This is a genomic window from Streptomyces sp. NBC_00193 (assembly GCF_026342735.1).
GTDB lineage: Bacteria > Actinomycetota > Actinomycetes > Streptomycetales > Streptomycetaceae > Streptomyces > Streptomyces stoeckheimensis.
Genome location: NZ_JAPEMM010000001.1, coordinates 764,367 through 781,628, shown reverse-complemented (window position 1 = coordinate 781,628; position 17,262 = coordinate 764,367). Strand labels below are relative to the sequence as shown.

Annotated in this window: 14 protein-coding genes; 10 read left to right on the top strand and 4 right to left on the bottom strand. The window is 70.0% G+C overall.

Going from position 1 to position 17,262, the window contains the following annotated elements:
- Positions 1-117: 117 nt before the first annotated feature.
- Together OG898_RS03095 and OG898_RS03090 are read left to right on the top strand one after the other, a co-directional pair.
- Positions 118-459 (top strand): WXG100 family type VII secretion target, encoded by a 342-nt coding sequence (locus OG898_RS03095; protein WP_250749227.1) that lies wholly within the window; start codon positions 118-120, stop codon positions 457-459.
- Positions 460-519: 60 nt separating this feature from the next.
- Positions 520-828 (top strand): WXG100 family type VII secretion target, encoded by a 309-nt coding sequence (locus OG898_RS03090; protein WP_250749224.1) that lies wholly within the window; start codon positions 520-522, stop codon positions 826-828.
- A gap of 88 nt (positions 829-916) precedes the next feature.
- On the opposite strand, the gene OG898_RS03085 is transcribed toward OG898_RS03090, so the two are convergent.
- Together OG898_RS03085 and eccCa are read right to left on the bottom strand one after the other, a co-directional pair.
- Positions 917-1,165 (bottom strand): DUF397 domain-containing protein, encoded by a 249-nt coding sequence (locus OG898_RS03085; RefSeq protein WP_250749220.1) that lies wholly within the window; start codon positions 1,163-1,165, stop codon positions 917-919.
- A gap of 114 nt (positions 1,166-1,279) precedes the next feature.
- The gene (gene eccCa, locus OG898_RS03080; protein WP_266954849.1) at positions 1,280-5,257 is read right to left on the bottom strand and encodes a type VII secretion protein EccCa; all 3,978 of its coding nucleotides are present in this window, start codon (positions 5,255-5,257) and stop codon (positions 1,280-1,282) included.
- Between the two features lie 238 nt (positions 5,258-5,495).
- On the opposite strand from eccCa, the gene eccD reads away from it, so the two are divergent.
- From eccD to OG898_RS03050, 6 genes are all read left to right on the top strand, one after another.
- The gene (gene eccD, locus OG898_RS03075) at positions 5,496-7,001 is read left to right on the top strand and encodes a type VII secretion integral membrane protein EccD (protein WP_250749213.1); all 1,506 of its coding nucleotides are present in this window, start codon (positions 5,496-5,498) and stop codon (positions 6,999-7,001) included.
- A 173-nt stretch (positions 7,002-7,174) separates the two neighbouring features.
- Positions 7,175-7,462: a 30S ribosomal protein S15 gene (gene rpsO, locus OG898_RS03070; RefSeq protein ID WP_243337509.1), complete on the top strand. Its 288-nt coding sequence runs from the start codon at positions 7,175-7,177 to the stop codon at positions 7,460-7,462.
- 296 nt (positions 7,463-7,758) lie between these two features.
- Positions 7,759-9,981: a polyribonucleotide nucleotidyltransferase gene (locus tag OG898_RS03065; RefSeq protein WP_250749304.1), complete on the top strand. Its 2,223-nt coding sequence runs from the start codon at positions 7,759-7,761 to the stop codon at positions 9,979-9,981.
- The gene (locus OG898_RS03060) at positions 9,978-11,357 is read left to right on the top strand and encodes a pitrilysin family protein (RefSeq protein ID WP_250749209.1); all 1,380 of its coding nucleotides are present in this window, start codon (positions 9,978-9,980) and stop codon (positions 11,355-11,357) included. The genes OG898_RS03065 and OG898_RS03060 overlap by 4 nt, the downstream gene beginning before the upstream one ends.
- Before the next feature lie 75 nt (positions 11,358-11,432).
- Positions 11,433-12,185: a 4-hydroxy-tetrahydrodipicolinate reductase gene (dapB, locus tag OG898_RS03055; protein ID WP_250749206.1), complete on the top strand. Its 753-nt coding sequence runs from the start codon at positions 11,433-11,435 to the stop codon at positions 12,183-12,185.
- Between the two features lie 19 nt (positions 12,186-12,204).
- The gene (locus OG898_RS03050) at positions 12,205-12,657 is read left to right on the top strand and encodes a hypothetical protein (RefSeq protein ID WP_266954845.1); all 453 of its coding nucleotides are present in this window, start codon (positions 12,205-12,207) and stop codon (positions 12,655-12,657) included.
- 60 nt (positions 12,658-12,717) lie between these two features.
- Here OG898_RS03050 and OG898_RS03045 read toward each other — a convergent pair whose 3' ends face one another.
- Both OG898_RS03045 and OG898_RS03040 read right to left on the bottom strand, forming a co-directional pair.
- Entirely contained in the window at positions 12,718-13,275 is a 558-nt protein-coding gene (locus OG898_RS03045) for a PH domain-containing protein (protein ID WP_250749200.1), read from the bottom strand.
- Between the two features lie 48 nt (positions 13,276-13,323).
- On the bottom strand, positions 13,324-13,563 hold the full coding sequence (locus OG898_RS03040; RefSeq protein ID WP_243337485.1) for a hypothetical protein: 240 nt from the start codon (positions 13,561-13,563) through the stop codon (positions 13,324-13,326).
- 416 nt (positions 13,564-13,979) lie between these two features.
- Here OG898_RS03040 and dapA point away from each other — a divergent pair, with 416 nt between their 5' ends.
- Positions 13,980-14,879: a 4-hydroxy-tetrahydrodipicolinate synthase gene (gene dapA, locus OG898_RS03035; RefSeq protein ID WP_250749196.1), complete on the top strand. Its 900-nt coding sequence runs from the start codon at positions 13,980-13,982 to the stop codon at positions 14,877-14,879.
- Between the two features lie 116 nt (positions 14,880-14,995).
- On the top strand, positions 14,996-16,681 hold the full coding sequence (locus tag OG898_RS03030; protein ID WP_250749194.1) for a ribonuclease J: 1,686 nt from the start codon (positions 14,996-14,998) through the stop codon (positions 16,679-16,681).
- Positions 16,682-17,262 lie beyond the last annotated feature (581 nt).

The following is a 17,262-nucleotide window of genomic DNA, read 5'->3' as shown; positions in this document are numbered from 1 at the left end:
GGTGTGTGAAGCGGAGGGGATCCGGGGGCGCGTGGCTGAAAACCGCCTCCTCGAAGTACCGCTCCGCCGCGCGATCCGCCGGTTCTGTCTGGCGAATTGAGAGATGAGGAGCTTCGGATGACCAACAATTTCGGACTCGCTGATGACCCGGTAAAGCAGGCACTGAACAAGATTTCGGAGACCGCCGACAGCGTCACCCGGCAGTCCCGGGAGCTGGCGGACATCCTCGCCACCGTCAGCGCGGGCTGGACCGGTGTGGGTGCGTCGGGGTTCACCTCCGCGCAGACCGTCGTCAACGAGGACCACGACGAGATCCGCCGGCTGCTCGGCGTCCTGCACAACGCGGTCGGGCAGACCAAGAACCTGAGCAACGCGCAGGACGACGACGTGGTCTCGGCGTTCCAGACGGTCAAGGCGTCCAGCGGCGGCGGCAACACCTCCGCCCTCAACGGGATCTGACCCGCGGGATCTGACCCACTTCCTCACCCACCTGCCCCGCCCCGTGCGAAGGAGAAGAGCATGACCGCGAACGACGGGCACACCAAGGTCCGGTACGAGAGCGTCCAGATGATGGCGGACCGCATCCGCATCGTCTCGGACAACATCAAGAAGGACCTCGACGAGATGGGTGCGGCCCTGACGGTCGTCACCGACACCTGGGACGGCGAGGCGCACGCCCAGTACGTCGAGCTGCAGCGCAAGTACAACGGCAAGGCCGACCACATGCGCGCCCAGCTGCGCCTGGTCGCGGACCTGATCGAGCGCGGCAAGAACGACTACCGCGCCACCGACGTGAAGGCCTCGCGCCTGTTCACCGAGGCCTACTGAGCCGCACGGCACGCCACGCGCCACGTGGCACGAGGAAGGGGCGCGCCCGCATCGGGCGCGCCCCTTCCTCATGCCCCGCGTACGGACCTCAGCTCGGCGGATCCCGGTCGAGATCGAACTCCCCGTCCCTGGCCCCGAGTACGAACGCCTCCCACTCGGCCGCGGTGTAGCGCAGCACCGTGTCCCGGTCCAGGGAGGACCGCATCGCCACCGCGCCCTCGGGCAGCCGGGCGATCTCGACCCGCTCCTCGTCGGGAGAGGTACCGGGCGGGCCCTCCCACTCGACGCCGCTGATGTCGAGCCCGTACAGCTCGTCCTTCTCCTGCTGAGTGCCCATGCGCGGCCTCTCCTTCGGTGGTGCGATCCCTGCCGATTATCGACGCTGACCAGCCGCGCGCGGGGAGCTTTGCGGAACCCTCCCGGACCCCCGGCCCCCGCGCGCCGCCCCGCCCTACATCCCCGGCATCCGCCCGATCTGGATCAGCGAGGTCCCGCGCTTGCGCGAGACGAAGGAGGCCCGGCCCGCAGGCATGGGACGCGGCCGCACGTTGCCGACCAGATCCCCCTCGGACGGATCGCCGGACAGCACCACGCCCTGCGCGCCCAGCTCCTTGATCCGCTGCATGAACGGCTCGTACAGCGCCCGCGAGGCACCCGCCGAACTGCGCGCGATGATGAAGCGGACGCCCGTGTCGCGCGCGAACGGCAGGAACTCCACCAGCTGCGCCAGCGGATTGCCCTGGCTCGTGGCCACCAGGTCGAAATCGTCGATGATGATGAACACGTCGGGACCCGTCCACCAGCTGCGGTCGCGCAACTGCTGCGGGGTGACGTCCTGCGGGGGCTGCCGGCGGGCGAACACCCCGGCCAGCGCCTCCATGTGCATCTGCAGGGAGCTCGCCATCGGCGCGTACTCCAGCAGGTGCTCCTCCGGCAGCGCACCGAGCAGGCTGCGCCGGTAGTCGCCGACCACCAGCCGTGCCCGGTCCGGGCCGTAGCGCTCCGAGATCCGCTGCGCGATGAGCCGCAGCAGGTTGGTCTTGCCCGACTCGCTCTCGCCGAACACGAGGAGGAAGGGGTCGGTCTCGAAGTCGACGAACACCGGCTCCAGCTCGGTCTCGTCGATGCCGATCGCGATCCCGCGCTCCGGGTACTCCCCGCCCTTGGGGAGCTGGTCCGCGTGGAGCAGCCGCGGCAGCAGCCGGACGCCGGGGGCGGCCTGGCCGGCCCAGTTCTGCTTCACGGCGTCCACGAAGGCGGCCGTCGCCTCCGACAGGTCCTCCGCCGCGTGCGAGCCGTCGACCCGCGGCAGCGCGCCCAGGAAGTGCAGCTTCTCCGCGACCTGGCCGCGGCCCGGCATCCCCGTCGGGACGTTCGCCGCCACCTTGCGGTCGAACTCGGAGTCCATGACATCGCCGAGGCGCAGCTCCAGCCGGCTGAGGATCTGGTCCTTCAGCGCGGCCCGGACCTCCATGTACCGGGCGACCGTGATCACCACGTGGATGCCGTATCCCAGCCCGCGGGACGCGATGTCCGTGACGACCTGCTCCAGGGCCTCGTACTCGCCCCGGAAGCCGCCCCAGCCGTCGATGACCAGGAACACGTCGCCCCAGGCCTCCCCGGGCAGCTCGCCCGCGGCCCGCCGGCGCCGGTAGGTGCCGATCGAGTCGATGCCGTTCGCGCGGAAGAACTCCTCGCGCCGGCGCAGCACCCCGGCCACCTCCGCGACCGTGCGCCGCACCCGCTCCGGGTCCAGCCGGGACGCGATCCCGCCCACGTGCGGCAGTTCGGCCAGCGAGGACAGACCGCCGCCGCCGAAGTCCAGCCCGTAGAACTGCACCTCGCGCGGGGTGTGCGTCAGCGCGAACGAGGAGATCAGGGTCCGCATCAGCGTGGACTTGCCCGACTGCGGACCGCCGACCACCATCATGTGGCCCGCCGCACCCGAGAAGTCCCGGTACAGCACCTCGCGCCGCTGCTCGAACGGCTTGTCGATGAGCCCGAGCGGTACGACCAGACCACCCGGCCGCGTGTACCCCTCCGCGTGCAGCCCGCGCTCCGCCGACGGGGCCAGCGCCGGCAGCAACTGGTCCAGCGGCGGAGCCTGGTCCAGCGGCGGCAGCCACACCTGGTGCGCCGGCACCCCCTGCCCCTCCAGCCGTCCCACGATCACGTCCAGCACCGTGTCCGCCAACGCGTCGTCGCCGGCCTGCGCCTCCTGCTCCGCCCGCGCCGACAGGTACGCCGGGTCCGGAGCCGCGTACACCACGGGCACCGGCGCCGCCGTGAACAGCACGGGCCGCCGCTCCACCGGGAACATCCCCACCGAGAGGTCGGGCCCGCCCGAGCGGTAGGTCCCCGAGACGTACGCGGCCTTGAAGCGCGTCATCTCGTCCGTACCGAACTTCAGGTACCCCGAACCGGGCACCGACGGCAGGTGGTAGGCGTCCGGCACGCCGATCGCGGTCCGCGACTCCGCCGCCGAGAAGGTCCGCAGACCGATCCGGTACGACAGGTACGTGTCCAGCCCGCGCAGCTTGCCCTCCTCCAGCCGCTGCGAGGCCAGCAGCAGGTGCACGCCCAGCGACCGGCCGATGCGGCCGATCTGGATGAACATGTCGATGAAGTCCGGCTTCGCGGTCAGCAGCTCGGAGAACTCGTCGATGACCAGCACCAGCGAGGCCAGCGGCTCCAGCGGAGCACCCGCCGCGCGGGCCTTCTCGTAGTCGTGGATGTTCGCGTAGTTGCCCGCCGAGCGCAGCAGCTCCTGGCGGCGCTGCAGTTCGCCCCGGATCGAGTCGCCCATGCGGTCCACGAGCGTGAGGTCGTCCGCCAGGTTGGTGATGACCGCCGCGACGTGCGGCATCTGCCCCATCCCGGTGAAGGTCGCACCGCCCTTGAAGTCGGCGAGCACGAAGTTCAGCGTCTCCGAGGTGTGCGTGACGGCCAGCCCCAGCACCAGCGTGCGCAGCAGCTCCGACTTGCCCGAACCGGTCGCGCCCACGCACAGCCCGTGCGGGCCCATGCCCTCCTGCGCGGCCTCCTTCAGGTCCAGCATCACGGGGGAGCCGTCCTCGCCCACCCCGATCGGCACGCGCAGCCGCTCGCCGGCGGAGCGCGGCCGCCAGGTCCGGGCCACGTCCACGGCGGCCGCGTCGCCCAGGTTCAGCAGGTCGGTGAAGTCCAGATTGGCCAGCAGCGGCTCGTCCTCGTCCCCGCCGCCCGTCCGCAGCGGCGCCAGCTGCCGGGCCAGCGCCTCGGCCGCCGTCAGCGACAGGGTGTCCGGCAGACCCTCGTAGGCGAAGCCCGCACCCGACTCCAGCCGCAGCCGGCCCGGCCGCACCACGACCGACAGCCCGCCGCGCGCCTCGTCCAGCTCGCCCGCCACCACCTCGACGACGGTGACCCCCTGCAGACCCTCGGCCGCCGCGAACACCGAGTCCTGCGGCACCAGACCCCCGCGGGAACCGGAGTCCAGTACGAGGACCACGTGCGGCTGGTCCAGCACCGGGGAGCCCTCCCGGCTGAACCGGGGCCGCCCCTCCAGCCGGGAACCGAGCAGCCCCTCCAGCTCGGCGAGGTCGTCGCCGAACAGCCGCTTCGTGCCCGCCCCGTCGATCTGACCCGGGAGCTGGGTGTGCGGCAGCCACTTCACCCAGTCCCACTCCGCCACCGCGCCGGGTGCGGCCACCACGGCCACCATCAGGTCCTCGGGGGAGTGCAGCGTCGCCAGTTGAGCCACCAGCGCCCGCGCGGTGCCCCGCGCCGACTCCGGCTCCCCGGACACCGTCACGTGGTAGAACGCCCGCAGCGACACCGCCATCGGCAGCCCGTCCAGCGAGGAGTGCACCCTCAGGAACTGCTGCATGGCACCCGCCGTCAGCGGCTCCAGCTCGTCCACCGGCGCCGTCTCCGGAGCCACCAGCGGGGTCGCCAGGCGCTGCGCGCCCAGCCCCAGCCGGGCCTGCCCGAAGTCCGGGTCGCCGACCCGCCGCTCCCACAGGCGCGAGCCCTCGGCCACCACCGACCACAACTGCTCCGGAGCCGGGTGCAGATAGAGCTGCGCGTCACGCTGGGCCCGCGCGGTCCTCCGTACCTGACGGCGGGTTTGCGCCAGGTACTTGAGGTAATCCCGCCGGATATCGGCCATTTGCCCTTGCGTACCGCGCCGGTGGCGCACCAGCTGGGCCACGAGCATGCCCACCGTCGACACCATCATCAGCACGCCCATGATCCGCATGAACGGCGCGGCACCCGGCATGAAGAAGAACACGGCGGACGAGCCCATCCCGAGCATCGGGAGGAGCTGCATCAGCACGCCCTCCTGCTGCCCCCGGGGAAGTTCCGGCGGTGCCTCCAGCCTCAGTTCGTCCGAAGGCACTTCGGGCGGCAGCGACCGGGGCGGACGTTTGACGACGATCTGGCTCACCGGAGCATCAATCCCTCGAAAACAGACGGGACGTCGCAACCGGCGCCCTCAAGTCCCGGGCGCGAAGGGGGTCTCCTCCGCAGAGAGGTGATCCTACTTGCCGACAGTCATCGGGCCTCCCGGTAGGGTGGCGCGCGCAGCATGCGCATCCGCGAATCGGCTGCGCACCGGCGGGCGGACCACCGTCACCGGCGCACCCGCACGCACACCAACGCACACACCCACCGGGGGGCATCAGGTGAACACCGCCGAGGCGACCGGCTTCCGCAGGGTCACCGTCGTGGCTCCCGACAGCCGCATAGACGTCGCCCTCCCCGAGGACATCGCCGTCGCCGACATCTACCCCGAGCTGCTGCGCCTCACCGGCCAGACCCAGCCCGTCGGCGCACCCACCGGCTTCCACCTGGTCCTGCGCTCCGGCACCGTCCTCGACGGCGCCCGCACCCTCGCGGCCCAGCAGGTCCTCGACGGCGAAGTACTGAGCCTGCGCCCCTTCGCGGAATCCCTGCCCCCCGCCGTCTTCGACGACGTCTCCGACGCCGTCGCCGCCGCCGTGGTGCGCGACCGCCACCGCTGGAGCGACGACATGCTGCGCGGCGCGGGCCTGACCGGCGCCGCCGTCCTCTTCGTCCTCCTCGGCTTCGTCCTCTGGTACGCCGACCCCGTCCTGCACGACATGCACGGACTGCCCGGCATCATCGCCGGCTCCGTCGGCGTGCTCCTCACCGCCGCCGCGGGCGTCCGCGCCCGGGTCTACCGCGACCGCGGCTCCGCCGTCGCCCTCGGCCTCGCCGCCGTACCGCACCTGCTGCTCGCCGGCGCCGGCATCATCGCCCCCGCCGCCGGCCAGGGCCCCGGCCGGCTCCAGTTCCTCCTCGGCTGCGTCTGCGTGCTCGTCGCCTCCGTCGCCCTCGTCGCGCTCACCCCCGACGGCGACGCCCCCTTCGTCGCGACCACCTTCCTCGCCGCCACCGGGACCCTGGCCACCTTCGCCGCCATCGCCGCCGACGCCGGCGCGACCTCCGCCGCGGCCGTCTGCGCCCCCGCGGCCATCGGCCTCGTCGCCTTCCTCCCCGGCTTCTCCGCCCGCTTCGCCCGCCTCCCCATCGGCTACGCCGCCCCGCAGAGCGCCACCGCCGAGTACGAGGCTCCGGACCGCTACGAGAGCGAGCCGTACGGTGAGCGCTCCGCCACCGACGGGCACGACTCCGGAGCCCCCCTCGACGCCGAGGCCATCGCAGCCCAGGCCCGCCGCGGCCACGAGATGCTCCTCGGCCTCGTCGGCGGCTGCGCCGCCGTCGCCGTCGGCTCGGCCGCCGTCCTCGGCTTCTCGGACAACACCTGGGCCCGGCTCCTGGCCCTGGCGACCGGCCTCGCCATGCTGCTGCGCGCCCGCCTCTTCCGCTACACCTCCCAGGTCGCCTGCACCCTCGTGGCCGGCTTCGCCGCCCTGGGCCTGCTCGTCCTGGGCCTCGCCATGCACCCGCCGGCCGCCCTGCTCCGGGAGCTCGCCCTGTACGGGGACCACAGCGGCCTGGAGATCCGTACGCTCTGGCTCTCCGCCGCCGTCGCCGCCGGTGCGGCCCTCTTCGCCGGAATTGCATTGGTCATTCCCCGCAAGGGTCTGTCACCCTTCTGGGGGCGGCTGCTCGACCTCACCGAGGCGGCGGTCCTCCTCAGCCTGGTCCCGCTGGCCCTGGCCGTGCTCGACGTCTACGCCCGGGCCCGCGCTCTCACCAGCTGAGACGAGGGGCTGCGGCAGCCTGGTACGCTGTGTGACGGCCGTTTGTGTACGCGCCCCCGGATTCTTCTGGAGGCTGCGCTCAGCGGACCCCGCCTCCCGAGTTACGGAAGATCCCCAGAGAATTCGACCTGGGGCACTCGGTGGCTATGAAGACCTATTTACAAGGAGTACGCGTGCCGCTCGACGCCGCAGTCAAGAAGCAGCTCATCGCAGAGTTTGGTGCCAAGGAGGGCGACACCGGCTCCCCCGAGGTCCAGGTTGCGATGCTGTCCCGCCGCATCTCGGACCTGACCGAGCACCTGAAGTCCCACAAGCACGACCACCACTCCCGTCGTGGTCTGCTGATCCTGGTCGGCCAGCGTCGCCGCCTGCTGCAGTACCTGGCCAAGAAGGACATCCAGCGCTTCCGTACGCTGGTCGAGCGCCTCGGCATCCGCCGCGGTGCGGCCGGCGCCAAGTAAAGACGCTGTGAAGGGAGCGGTTCCCACATTGAGTGGGCCGCTCCCTTTGCTGTACGTGCGCGACGTACCGGACGCTTTGTAGTCTGGAAGCGTCCACGTCGTAAGACGTGCACAACTGAAGAGGAGGAGCGCCCTCCCACGCCGCCGGTCCTCGGTAGTGGCATCCGGAAAGCCCGTACGGGGCTTCGCCCGGCTGCTTCGATCGAAGACCGGCCCGCACGCCAGGAGCGCTTCTCCGCAACCGTCCACCACCACACGGGTGGCGGACGGAGACGACGAAAATGGAGAAAACGCTAGTGGAGAACGAGACCCACTACGCCGAGGCCGTCATTGACAACGGTTCCTTCGGCACCCGCACCATCCGCTTCGAGACGGGCCGTCTGGCCCGCCAGGCCGCCGGCTCCGCCGTTGCCTACCTGGACGACGACACGATGGTGCTTTCCGCCACCACCGCGTCGAAGAAGCCCAAGGACCAGCTCGACTTCTTCCCCCTGACGGTGGACGTCGAGGAGCGGCAGTACGCGGCCGGCAAGATCCCCGGCTCCTTCTTCCGCCGGGAGGGCCGCCCCTCCGAGGACGCGATCCTCACCTGTCGCCTGATCGACCGCCCGCTGCGCCCGTCCTTCAAGAAGGGCCTGCGCAACGAGATCCAGGTCGTCGCGACGATCATGGCGCTCAACCCCGACCACCTGTACGACGTCGTGGCGATCAACGCCGCCTCCGCGTCCACCCAGCTGGCCGGTCTGCCCTTCTCCGGCCCGATCGGCGGCGTCCGCGTCGCGCTGATCCGCGGCCAGTGGGTTGCCTTCCCGACGCACACCGAGCTCGAGGACGCCGTCTTCGACATGGTCGTCGCGGGCCGCGTGCTCGAGGACGGCGACGTCGCGATCATGATGGTCGAGGCCGAGGCCACCGAGAAGACCATCGCCCTGATCAAGGGCGGCGCCGAGGCGCCGACCGAGGAGGTCGTGGCCGCCGGCCTCGACGCCTCGAAGCCCTTCATCAAGGTCCTCTGCAAGGCCCAGGCGGACCTGGCGGCCAAGGCCGCCAAGCCCGAGGGCGAGTTCCCGGTCTTCCTGGACTACCAGGACGACGTCTACGAGGCCCTCTCGGCCGCGGTGAAGGGCGAGCTCTCCCAGGCGCTGACCATCGCGGGCAAGCAGGACCGCGAGGCCGAGCTGGACCGCGTCAAGGAGATCGCCGCCGAGAAGCTCCTCCCGGCCTTCGAAGGCCGCGAGAAGGAGATCTCCGCCGCGTACCGCAGCCTCACCAAGGCTCTGGTCCGCGAGCGCGTCATCAAGGACAAGGTCCGCATCGACGGCCGCGGGATCACGGACATCCGTACCCTCGCCGCCGAGGTCGAGGCCATCCCGCGCGTGCACGGCTCGGCGCTGTTCGAGCGTGGCGAGACCCAGATCCTGGGCGTCACCACCCTCAACATGCTCCGCATGGAGCAGCAGCTGGACACCCTCTCCCCGGTGACCCGCAAGCGCTACATGCACAACTACAACTTCCCGCCGTACTCGGTCGGCGAGACCGGCCGCGTCGGTTCGCCGAAGCGCCGCGAGATCGGCCACGGCGCGCTCGCCGAGCGCGCGATCGTGCCGGTCCTGCCGACGCGCGAGGAGTTCCCCTACGCGATCCGCCAGGTGTCCGAGGCTCTCGGCTCCAACGGCTCGACGTCCATGGGCTCGGTCTGCGCCTCCACCATGTCGCTGCTGAACGCCGGTGTGCCCCTCAAGGCCCCCGTCGCCGGTATCGCCATGGGCCTGATCTCGCAGGAGATCGACGGCAAGACCCACTACGTCGCCCTCACCGACATCCTCGGTGCGGAGGACGCCTTCGGCGACATGGACTTCAAGGTCGCCGGCACCAAGGAGTTCGTCACCGCGCTCCAGCTGGACACCAAGCTCGACGGCATCCCGGCCTCGGTTCTGGCCGCCGCCCTCAAGCAGGCCCGCGACGCCCGCCTCCACATCCTCGACGTGATGATGGAAGCGATCGACACGCCGGACGCCATGTCCCCGTTCGCCCCCCGGATCATCACCGTCAAGATCCCGGTGGACAAGATCGGTGAGGTCATCGGCCCCAAGGGCAAGATGATCAACCAGATCCAGGAGGACACCGGCGCCGAGATCACGATCGAGGACGACGGCACCATCTACATCGGTGCCGCCGACGGTCCGGCCGCCGAGGCCGCCCGCGCCACGATCAACCAGATCGCCAACCCGACCATGCCGGAGGTCGGCGAGCGCTACCTGGGTACGGTCGTCAAGACCACCACCTTCGGTGCCTTCGTCTCCCTCATGCCCGGCAAGGACGGCCTGCTGCACATCTCGCAGATCCGCAAGCTCGCCGGTGGCAAGCGCGTGGAGAACGTCGAGGACGTGGTCGCGGTGGGTACCAAGGTCCAGGTCGAGATCGCCGAGATCGACTCCCGCGGCAAGCTCTCCCTGATCCCCGTGATCGACGGCGAGGCCGCCGGCGACGACGCTGACAAGGACGACTCCGACAAGTGACGTCGCGTAGTTCCCGTGTGACGGCCCGCCCCTCTTCGGAGGGGCGGGCCGTCGCCCGTACCCAAACACTGCTCAAGGGCGCAGGCGGCATCGGCACCGTCCGCCGCACGGTCCTCCCCGGCGGACTGCGCGTCGTCACCGAGACCCTGCCGTCCGTCCGCTCCGCCACCTTCGGGATCTGGGCGCACGTCGGCTCCCGGGACGAGACGCCCACGCTCAACGGCGCCACGCACTACCTGGAGCACCTCCTCTTCAAGGGCACCGAGAAGCGCAGTGCCCTCGACATCTCCTCCGCGATCGACGCGGTCGGCGGAGAGATGAACGCCTTCACGGCGAAGGAGTACACCTGCTACTACGCGCGGGTGCTCGACACCGACCTGCCGCTGGCCATCGACGTCGTGTGCGACATGCTCACCGGCTCGCTGATCCTCGAATCCGATGTCGACGCCGAGCGCGGAGTCATCCTCGAAGAGATCGCGATGACCGAGGACGACCCGGGCGACATGGTCCACGACCTGTTCGCCCAGACGATGTACGGGGACACCCCGCTCGGGCGCCCCGTCCTCGGCACCGTGGACACGATCAACGCGCTCACCGCCGACCGGATCCGCCGCTTCTACAAGAAGCACTACGACCCCACCCACCTGGTCGTGGCGGCCGCGGGCAACGTCGACCACAACAAGGTCGTACGCCAGGTCCGCGCGGCCTTCGAGAAGGCCGGCGCCCTGACCCGCACCGACGCCGAACCGGTCGGTCCGCGCTCCGGCACCAAGCGGATCCGCACCTCCGGCCGCGTCGAGCTGGTCAACCGCAAGACCGAGCAGGCCCACGTGGTCCTCGGCATGCCGGCCCTGGCCCGCACCGACGAGCGCCGCTGGGCGCTGGGCGTACTGAACACCGCGCTCGGCGGCGGCATGTCCTCCCGCCTCTTCCAGGAGGTCCGGGAGAAGCGCGGCCTCGCCTACAGCGTGTACTCGTACACCTCGGGCTTCGCCGACACCGGCCTCTTCGGCGTCTACGCCGGCTGCCGCCCCAACCAGGTCCACGACGTACTGCGGATCTGCCGGGACGAGCTGGACAAGGTCGCCGCCGACGGGCTCACCGACGAGGAGATCCGGCGGGCCGTCGGCCAGCTGTCCGGCTCCACCGTCCTCGGCCTGGAGGACACCGGCGCGATCATGAACCGCATCGGCAAGAGCGAGCTGTGCTGGGGCGACCAGATGTCGGTCGACGACCTGCTGGCCCGGATCGCGGCCGTCACCCCGGACGAAGTGCGCTCGGTCGCGCAGGACGTCCTGGCCCAGCGGCCCTCGCTCGCGGTGATCGGCCCGCTGAAGGAGAAGCAGGCGGCCCGTCTGGACGAGGCCGTCGCCTAGCCGGGCGAACCCTCGGGAGCACGTTGCCCGGGCCCCGGGACAGGGCCCGGGTCCGTACGCACTTTAAGGAATGACATGAGCAAGCTGCGCGTGGCAGTTCTCGGCGCCCAGGGCCGCATCGGCTCCGAGGCGGTCAAGGCCGTCGAGGCCGCCGAGGACATGGAACTGGTGGCCGCCCTCGGCCGCGGAGACAAGCTGGAGACGCTGGCCGAGGCCGGCGCCCAGGTCGCGGTCGAGCTGACCACCCCCGCCTCGGTGATGGAGAACCTGGAGTTCCTCGTCCGCCACGGCATCCACGGAGTGGTCGGCACCACCGGCTGGACCGAGGACCGCCTCGCCCGGCTGAACACCTGGCTCGCCGCTTCCCCGGCGACCGGTGTGCTCATCGCGCCGAACTTCTCCATCGGCGCCGTCCTCACGATGAAGTTCGCCGCCCAGGCGGCCCGGTACTTCGAGTCCGTCGAGGTCGTCGAGCTGCACCACCCGAACAAGGTCGACGCCCCCTCCGGCACGGCGACCCGTACGGCGCAGCTCATCGCGGCCGCCCGCGCCGAGGCCGGCCTCGGCGCGCAGCCCGACGCCACCGCCACCGCCCTCGACGGCGCGCGCGGCGCGGACGTCGACGGGGTCCCGGTGCACGCGATCCGCCTCCGCGGCCTGCTGGCCCACCAGGAGGTGCTCCTCGGCGGCGAGGGCGAGACCCTGACCATCCGTCACGACTCCCTGCACCACAGCAGCTTCATGCCGGGCATCCTGCTCGGCGCACGCCGCGTGACGCAGACCCCGGGCCTCACCTTCGGCCTGGAAAACTTCCTCGAACTCGGCTGACGAGCAGGCGGCTGCACCCATGCGCGCGAAGATCCTCTACTTCATCACGGCCGCGGTCCTGGTCGTGTACTTCGTCCTGGTCGGCAGCCGGGGCCTGATGCTGATCCGGCACGGGACCTGGCTCACCGTCACCTTCGGGGTGGCGGTGCTGATCCTGCCGGTCATCGGCGTCTGGTTCCTCTGGAAGAACACCCAGTTCGTCACCAAGGCCAACCAGCTCGGAGCCGAGCTGGAGGCCGAGGGCGGACTGCCCGTGGACGAGCTGGAGCGGGACAAGTACGGCCGGATCCTGCGGGACTCTGCCGACGAGGTCTTCGCGCGCCGCAGGGCCGAGACGGAGGACGCGCCGGGGGACTGGCGCAGCTGGTTCCGCCTCGCCATCGCCTACCACGACGCCCGCGACACCCCGCGGGCCCGCAAGGCCATGCAGCGGGCCATCTCCCTGCACGACGGGAAGCCCGTACAAGCCTGAGCCTGTACGGGCTTCCCGTGCGGGTCTGACGCCCTCTCGGGGGCGGTGTGGCGGACTGTGTCAGGCCGGTACGGCCCGGTACTCGTCGGCCCAGGCCTCGACCGAGCCGGCGGCCCGGTCGAAGGCCTCGGTCCGCGACAGGAAATCGGCGTTGTGGTCGGTCAGCAGCACCGGCAGCTCGGCGCCGCCGCGCGCGGCGACCGTCAGGGCCTGGCCCTGCACGGTCCTCGGCAGTCCGAGCCAGCGCACGGGCTGCTGCACGGTGCGGACCTCGCCGACCTGGTTCCAGGGGATCGAGCGGGTCGTGAAGAACCCCGCCACGCGCAGCCCCTTGGGGCTCACCCAGACGCCCGTGCGCAGCAGCCGCAGGGCGGAGCCGACCACGGCGAGCGAGGCGAGCAGACCGCCCAGTGCGCCGGCCCAGGTGCCGGCCGCCACGATGATGACGGTGGCGAACAGCATGAACGAGCCGAGCAGGAGCAGCACGGCGGCGATGGCCACCCGCCAGGGCCCCGGACGGTAGGGGCGACGCCAGCGGTCGGGGTCTTCGTAGGGGAGCGTCTCCCCGGTGTCGTGCGCGTCGAATGCGCCGTCGGCCGTCAGGAAGGGCAGGGGCACGGCAGGACCTCACTCACATGCACGTTCGGTTGGGCTGTGCCCGTGAGGCTACCGCCCCTCGGAGGCCTCCGACTGCTGCGACTTCGCCGGTGCGTGGCTCGGCTGCAGTGCGGGGATGCCGAAGAGCAGGGATCCGACGAGCCCCGCGACGACGGTCAGTCCGACCAGACTACGGGCGGCGATCTGGGTCTTGCTCAGACTCTCGCGCGGCGGCGGAGTGACGTTGCTGCGGAATCGGTCGGCCTCGGCGACGAAGGCGAACGGGACGGGTTCGCGCCGGCGGAACATGGGGAACGACTCTCCTCAGGGTCAGGGCCCTTGGGGCGTGGGTGGCGGGACGGGCGGACGTTCTACGAAGTAGGACGTGCGAAAGGCCCGATCGGTGCCGATTTTCGGGACATTAACCAAATTTTATGGCGCTGCGTCAGCTCCGCGGCCCGGGGGCGCGGAGGACCCCGGGCCACCCGGCCACCCGTTCGGCCCCGCCGTCCACGGTGCCGCATATGCGTGGATCTTCCGGTTCCGCACGGATGTACGGAACAAGTCTGAAGTGTCCGTATTGCCACGTTTCGTAAAGTTCATCTAGGCTGATCAAACGGACCCGGCACTGCTTGAACCCCCGAGCAGGCAGTGCCGGGCTCCAACACCCTCATCACGTCCCCCGAGGGGACACCGCGAGCATGGCAGCGAGTAGCGTGTTACCCATGGCTCCGATCTCGACTCCGCAGACCCCCTTCGGGCGGGTCCTCACCGCCATGATCACGCCGTTTACGGCGGATGGCGCACTTGACCTCGACGGCGCGCAGCAGCTCGCCGTCCACTTGGTGGACGCAGGCAACGACGGCCTGATCATCAACGGAACCACCGGTGAGTCGCCGACCACCACTGACGCGGAGAAAAACGACCTCGTACGAGCCGTACTCGAAGCGGTCGGAGACCGGGCCCACGTGGTCGCCGGCATCGGCACCAATGACACCCGTCACACCCTTGAGCTGGCCCGCCAGGCCGAGCGCACCGGCGCTCACGGCCTGCTCGCGGTCACCCCGTACTACAGCAAGCCGCCGCAGGAGGGCCTCTTCCGGCACTTCACGGCGATCGCCGACGCCACCGAGCTCCCGGTCATGCTCTACGACATCCCGGGCCGCAGCGGTGTCCCGATCAATACGGAAACACTCGTCCGGCTGGCCGAGCACCCCCGTATCGTTGCCAACAAGGACGCCAAGGGCGACCTCGGACGCGCCAGCTGGGCCATCGCACAGAGCGGCCTGGCCTGGTACTCCGGTGACGACATGCTGAACCTGCCGCTCCTGTCGGTCGGCGCGTGCGGCTTCGTCTCCGTGGTCGGTCACGTGGTCACCCCCGAGCTCCGCGAGATGCTCGAGGCCCACCTGGGCGGCGACGTCCAGAAGGCCACCGAGATCCACCAGAAGCTGCTCCCCGTCTTCACCGGCATGTTCCGCACCCAGGGTGTGATCACCACCAAGGGCGCGCTGAACCTGCAGGGCCTGCCCGCGGGCCCGCTGCGGCTCCCGCTGGTCGAGCTGACCGCCGAAGAGACGGCGCAGCTCAAGATCGATCTTGCCGCCGGCGGGGTACAGCTCTGACATCAGACTTCACAACTGAATAAGCAGAACCACACAAGACAACAGCAAGTGCACGAATGACATGCGCGCCACGTGCCTCGACGGGTACGTGGCCGCGCGTGGTGAAGGAGAACCTTTTGAGCCATCCGCATCCTGAACTCGGTCCGCCGCCGAAGCTCCCCAAGGGCGGCCTTCGGGTCACCCCCCTGGGCGGGCTCGGTGAGATCGGCCGCAACATGACCGTCTTCGAGTTCGACGGCCGCCTGCTCATCGTCGACTGCGGCGTCCTCTTCCCCGAAGAGGAGCAGCCGGGCATCGACCTGATCCTGCCGGACTTCTCGTCCATCCGGGATCGCCTCGACGACATCGAGGGCATCGTCCTCACGCACGGCCACGAAGACCACATCGGCGCCGTCCCCTACCTCCTCCGGGAGAAGCCGGACATCCCGCTGATCGGCTCCAAGCTGACGCTGGCGCTCATCGAGGCCAAGCTCCAGGAGCACCGCATCCGCCCCTACACCCTTGAGGTGAAGGAAGGCGAGCGCGAGAACCTCGGCCCCTTCGACTGCGAGTTCATCGCGGTCAACCACTCCATCCCGGACGCCCTGGCCGTGGCCATCCGCACCGGCGCCGGCATGGTCGTGTGCACCGGTGACTTCAAGATGGACCAGCTCCCGCTGGACAACCGCCTCACCGACCTGCACGCCTTCGCGCGTCTGAGCGAAGAGGGCATCGACCTTCTCCTCTCGGACTCGACGAACGCGGAGGTCCCGGGCTTCGTCCCGCCCGAGCGCGAGATCTCCAACGTCCTGCGCACGGTGTTCGCCAACGCCAACAACCGGATCATCGTGGCGAGCTTCGCGAGCCACGTGCACCGCATCCAGCAGATCCTCGACGCCGCGCACGAGTACGGCCGCAGGGTCGCCTTCGTCGGCCGCTCGATGGTCCGCAACATGGGCATCGCGCGCGACCTGGGCTACCTGAAGGTTCCGGCCGGCCTGGTCGTGGACGTCAAGACCCTCGACGACCTGCCGCCCCACGAGGTCGTCCTGGTCTGCACCGGTTCACAGGGCGAGCCGATGGCGGCCCTGTCCCGCATGGCGAACCGCGATCACCAGATCCGGATCGTCCCGGGCGACACGGTCATCCTGGCCTCGTCGCTCATCCCGGGCAACGAGAACGCGGTCTACCGCGTGATCAACGGCCTGACCCGCTGGGGCGCCAACGTCGTGCACAAGGGCAACGCCAAGGTGCACGTCTCCGGCCACGCCTCCGCGGGCGAGCTGCTGTACTTCTACAACATCTGCAAGCCGCGGAACCTGATGCCGGTCCACGGCGAATGGCGCCACCTGCGCGCCAACGCCGAGCTCGGAGCCCTGACGGGCGTACCGAAGGACCGCATCGTCATCGCCGAGGACGGCGTCGTCGTCGACCTCATCGACGGCAAGGCCCGCATCTCGGGCAAGGTCCAGGCCGGCTACGTCTACGTGGACGGCCTCTCGGTCGGCGACGTCACCGAAGCCCACCTCAAGGACCGCAAGATCCTCGGTGACGAGGGCATCATCTCGGTCTACGTCGTGGTGGACAGCACCACGGGCAAGATCGTCAGCGGCCCGAACATCCAGGCCCGCGGCTCCGGCATCGAGGACTCGGCGTTCGCCTCCGTCCTGCCGAAGATCGAGGAAGCCATCGCCCGCGCCGCGGCCGACGGCGTCGCCGAGCCGCACCAGATCCAGCAGCTCATCCGCCGCACGATGGGCAAGTGGGTCTCGGACGGCTACCGCCGCCGCCCGATGATCCTCCCGGTCGTCGTCGAGGTCTGACCCTCGCCGTAGCGACCACACCGGAGCGGGGCAACCGGATTTGCATCCGGGGGCCCCGCTCCAGTACGTTTACGTCTCCACCTCGCACGACCCCCCGGCACACACGTGTGCCCGGCCGTGTCGATGCGGGCGGGTGGGATTCCAGAGCAGGGAAACCTGATAAAGTCTGGCTCGCCCGAAAGGGAATGGCTCTCCAATGGCCGTCCAATTCAAATCCAAACCGACTGCGACTTTCGAGAAGCAGGGCACGGAAATGATCTGGTAGAGTTGGAATCGCCGGAAAGGGAAAACGCGAAAGCGGTTGACCTGGAAGGCGGAAAACAAGCGAGACAGACTCTGATAGAGTCTGAAACGCAAGAACAGAACAGAACGAAAGCCCGGAGGAAAGCCCGAGAGGGTGAGTACAAAGGAAGCGTCCGTTCCTTGAGAACTCAACAGCGTGCCAAAAATCAACGCCAAAAAGTTGATACCCCGTCCATTTCGGTGGATGAGGTTCCTTTGAAAAAGACCTGTGAGGTCGCGGCTTCAGCCCTGACACTTGCAGGCAATTACACAGCGAGGACGCAGTGGACGGTCGGTCT

Coding starts and splice junctions, on each gene's coding strand:
- OG898_RS03095 (WP_250749227.1), top strand. CDS start 118: ATGACCAACAATTTCGGACTCGCTGATGACCCGGTAAAGCAGGCACTG.
- OG898_RS03090 (WP_250749224.1), top strand. CDS start 520: ATGACCGCGAACGACGGGCACACCAAGGTCCGGTACGAGAGCGTCCAG.
- OG898_RS03085 (WP_250749220.1), bottom strand. CDS start 1,165: ATGGGCACTCAGCAGGAGAAGGACGAGCTGTACGGGCTCGACATCAGC.
- dapB (WP_250749206.1), top strand. CDS start 11,433: ATGAGCAAGCTGCGCGTGGCAGTTCTCGGCGCCCAGGGCCGCATCGGC.
- OG898_RS03050 (WP_266954845.1), top strand. CDS start 12,205: ATGCGCGCGAAGATCCTCTACTTCATCACGGCCGCGGTCCTGGTCGTG.
- OG898_RS03040 (WP_243337485.1), bottom strand. CDS start 13,563: ATGTTCCGCCGGCGCGAACCCGTCCCGTTCGCCTTCGTCGCCGAGGCC.
- dapA (WP_250749196.1), top strand. CDS start 13,980: ATGGCTCCGATCTCGACTCCGCAGACCCCCTTCGGGCGGGTCCTCACC.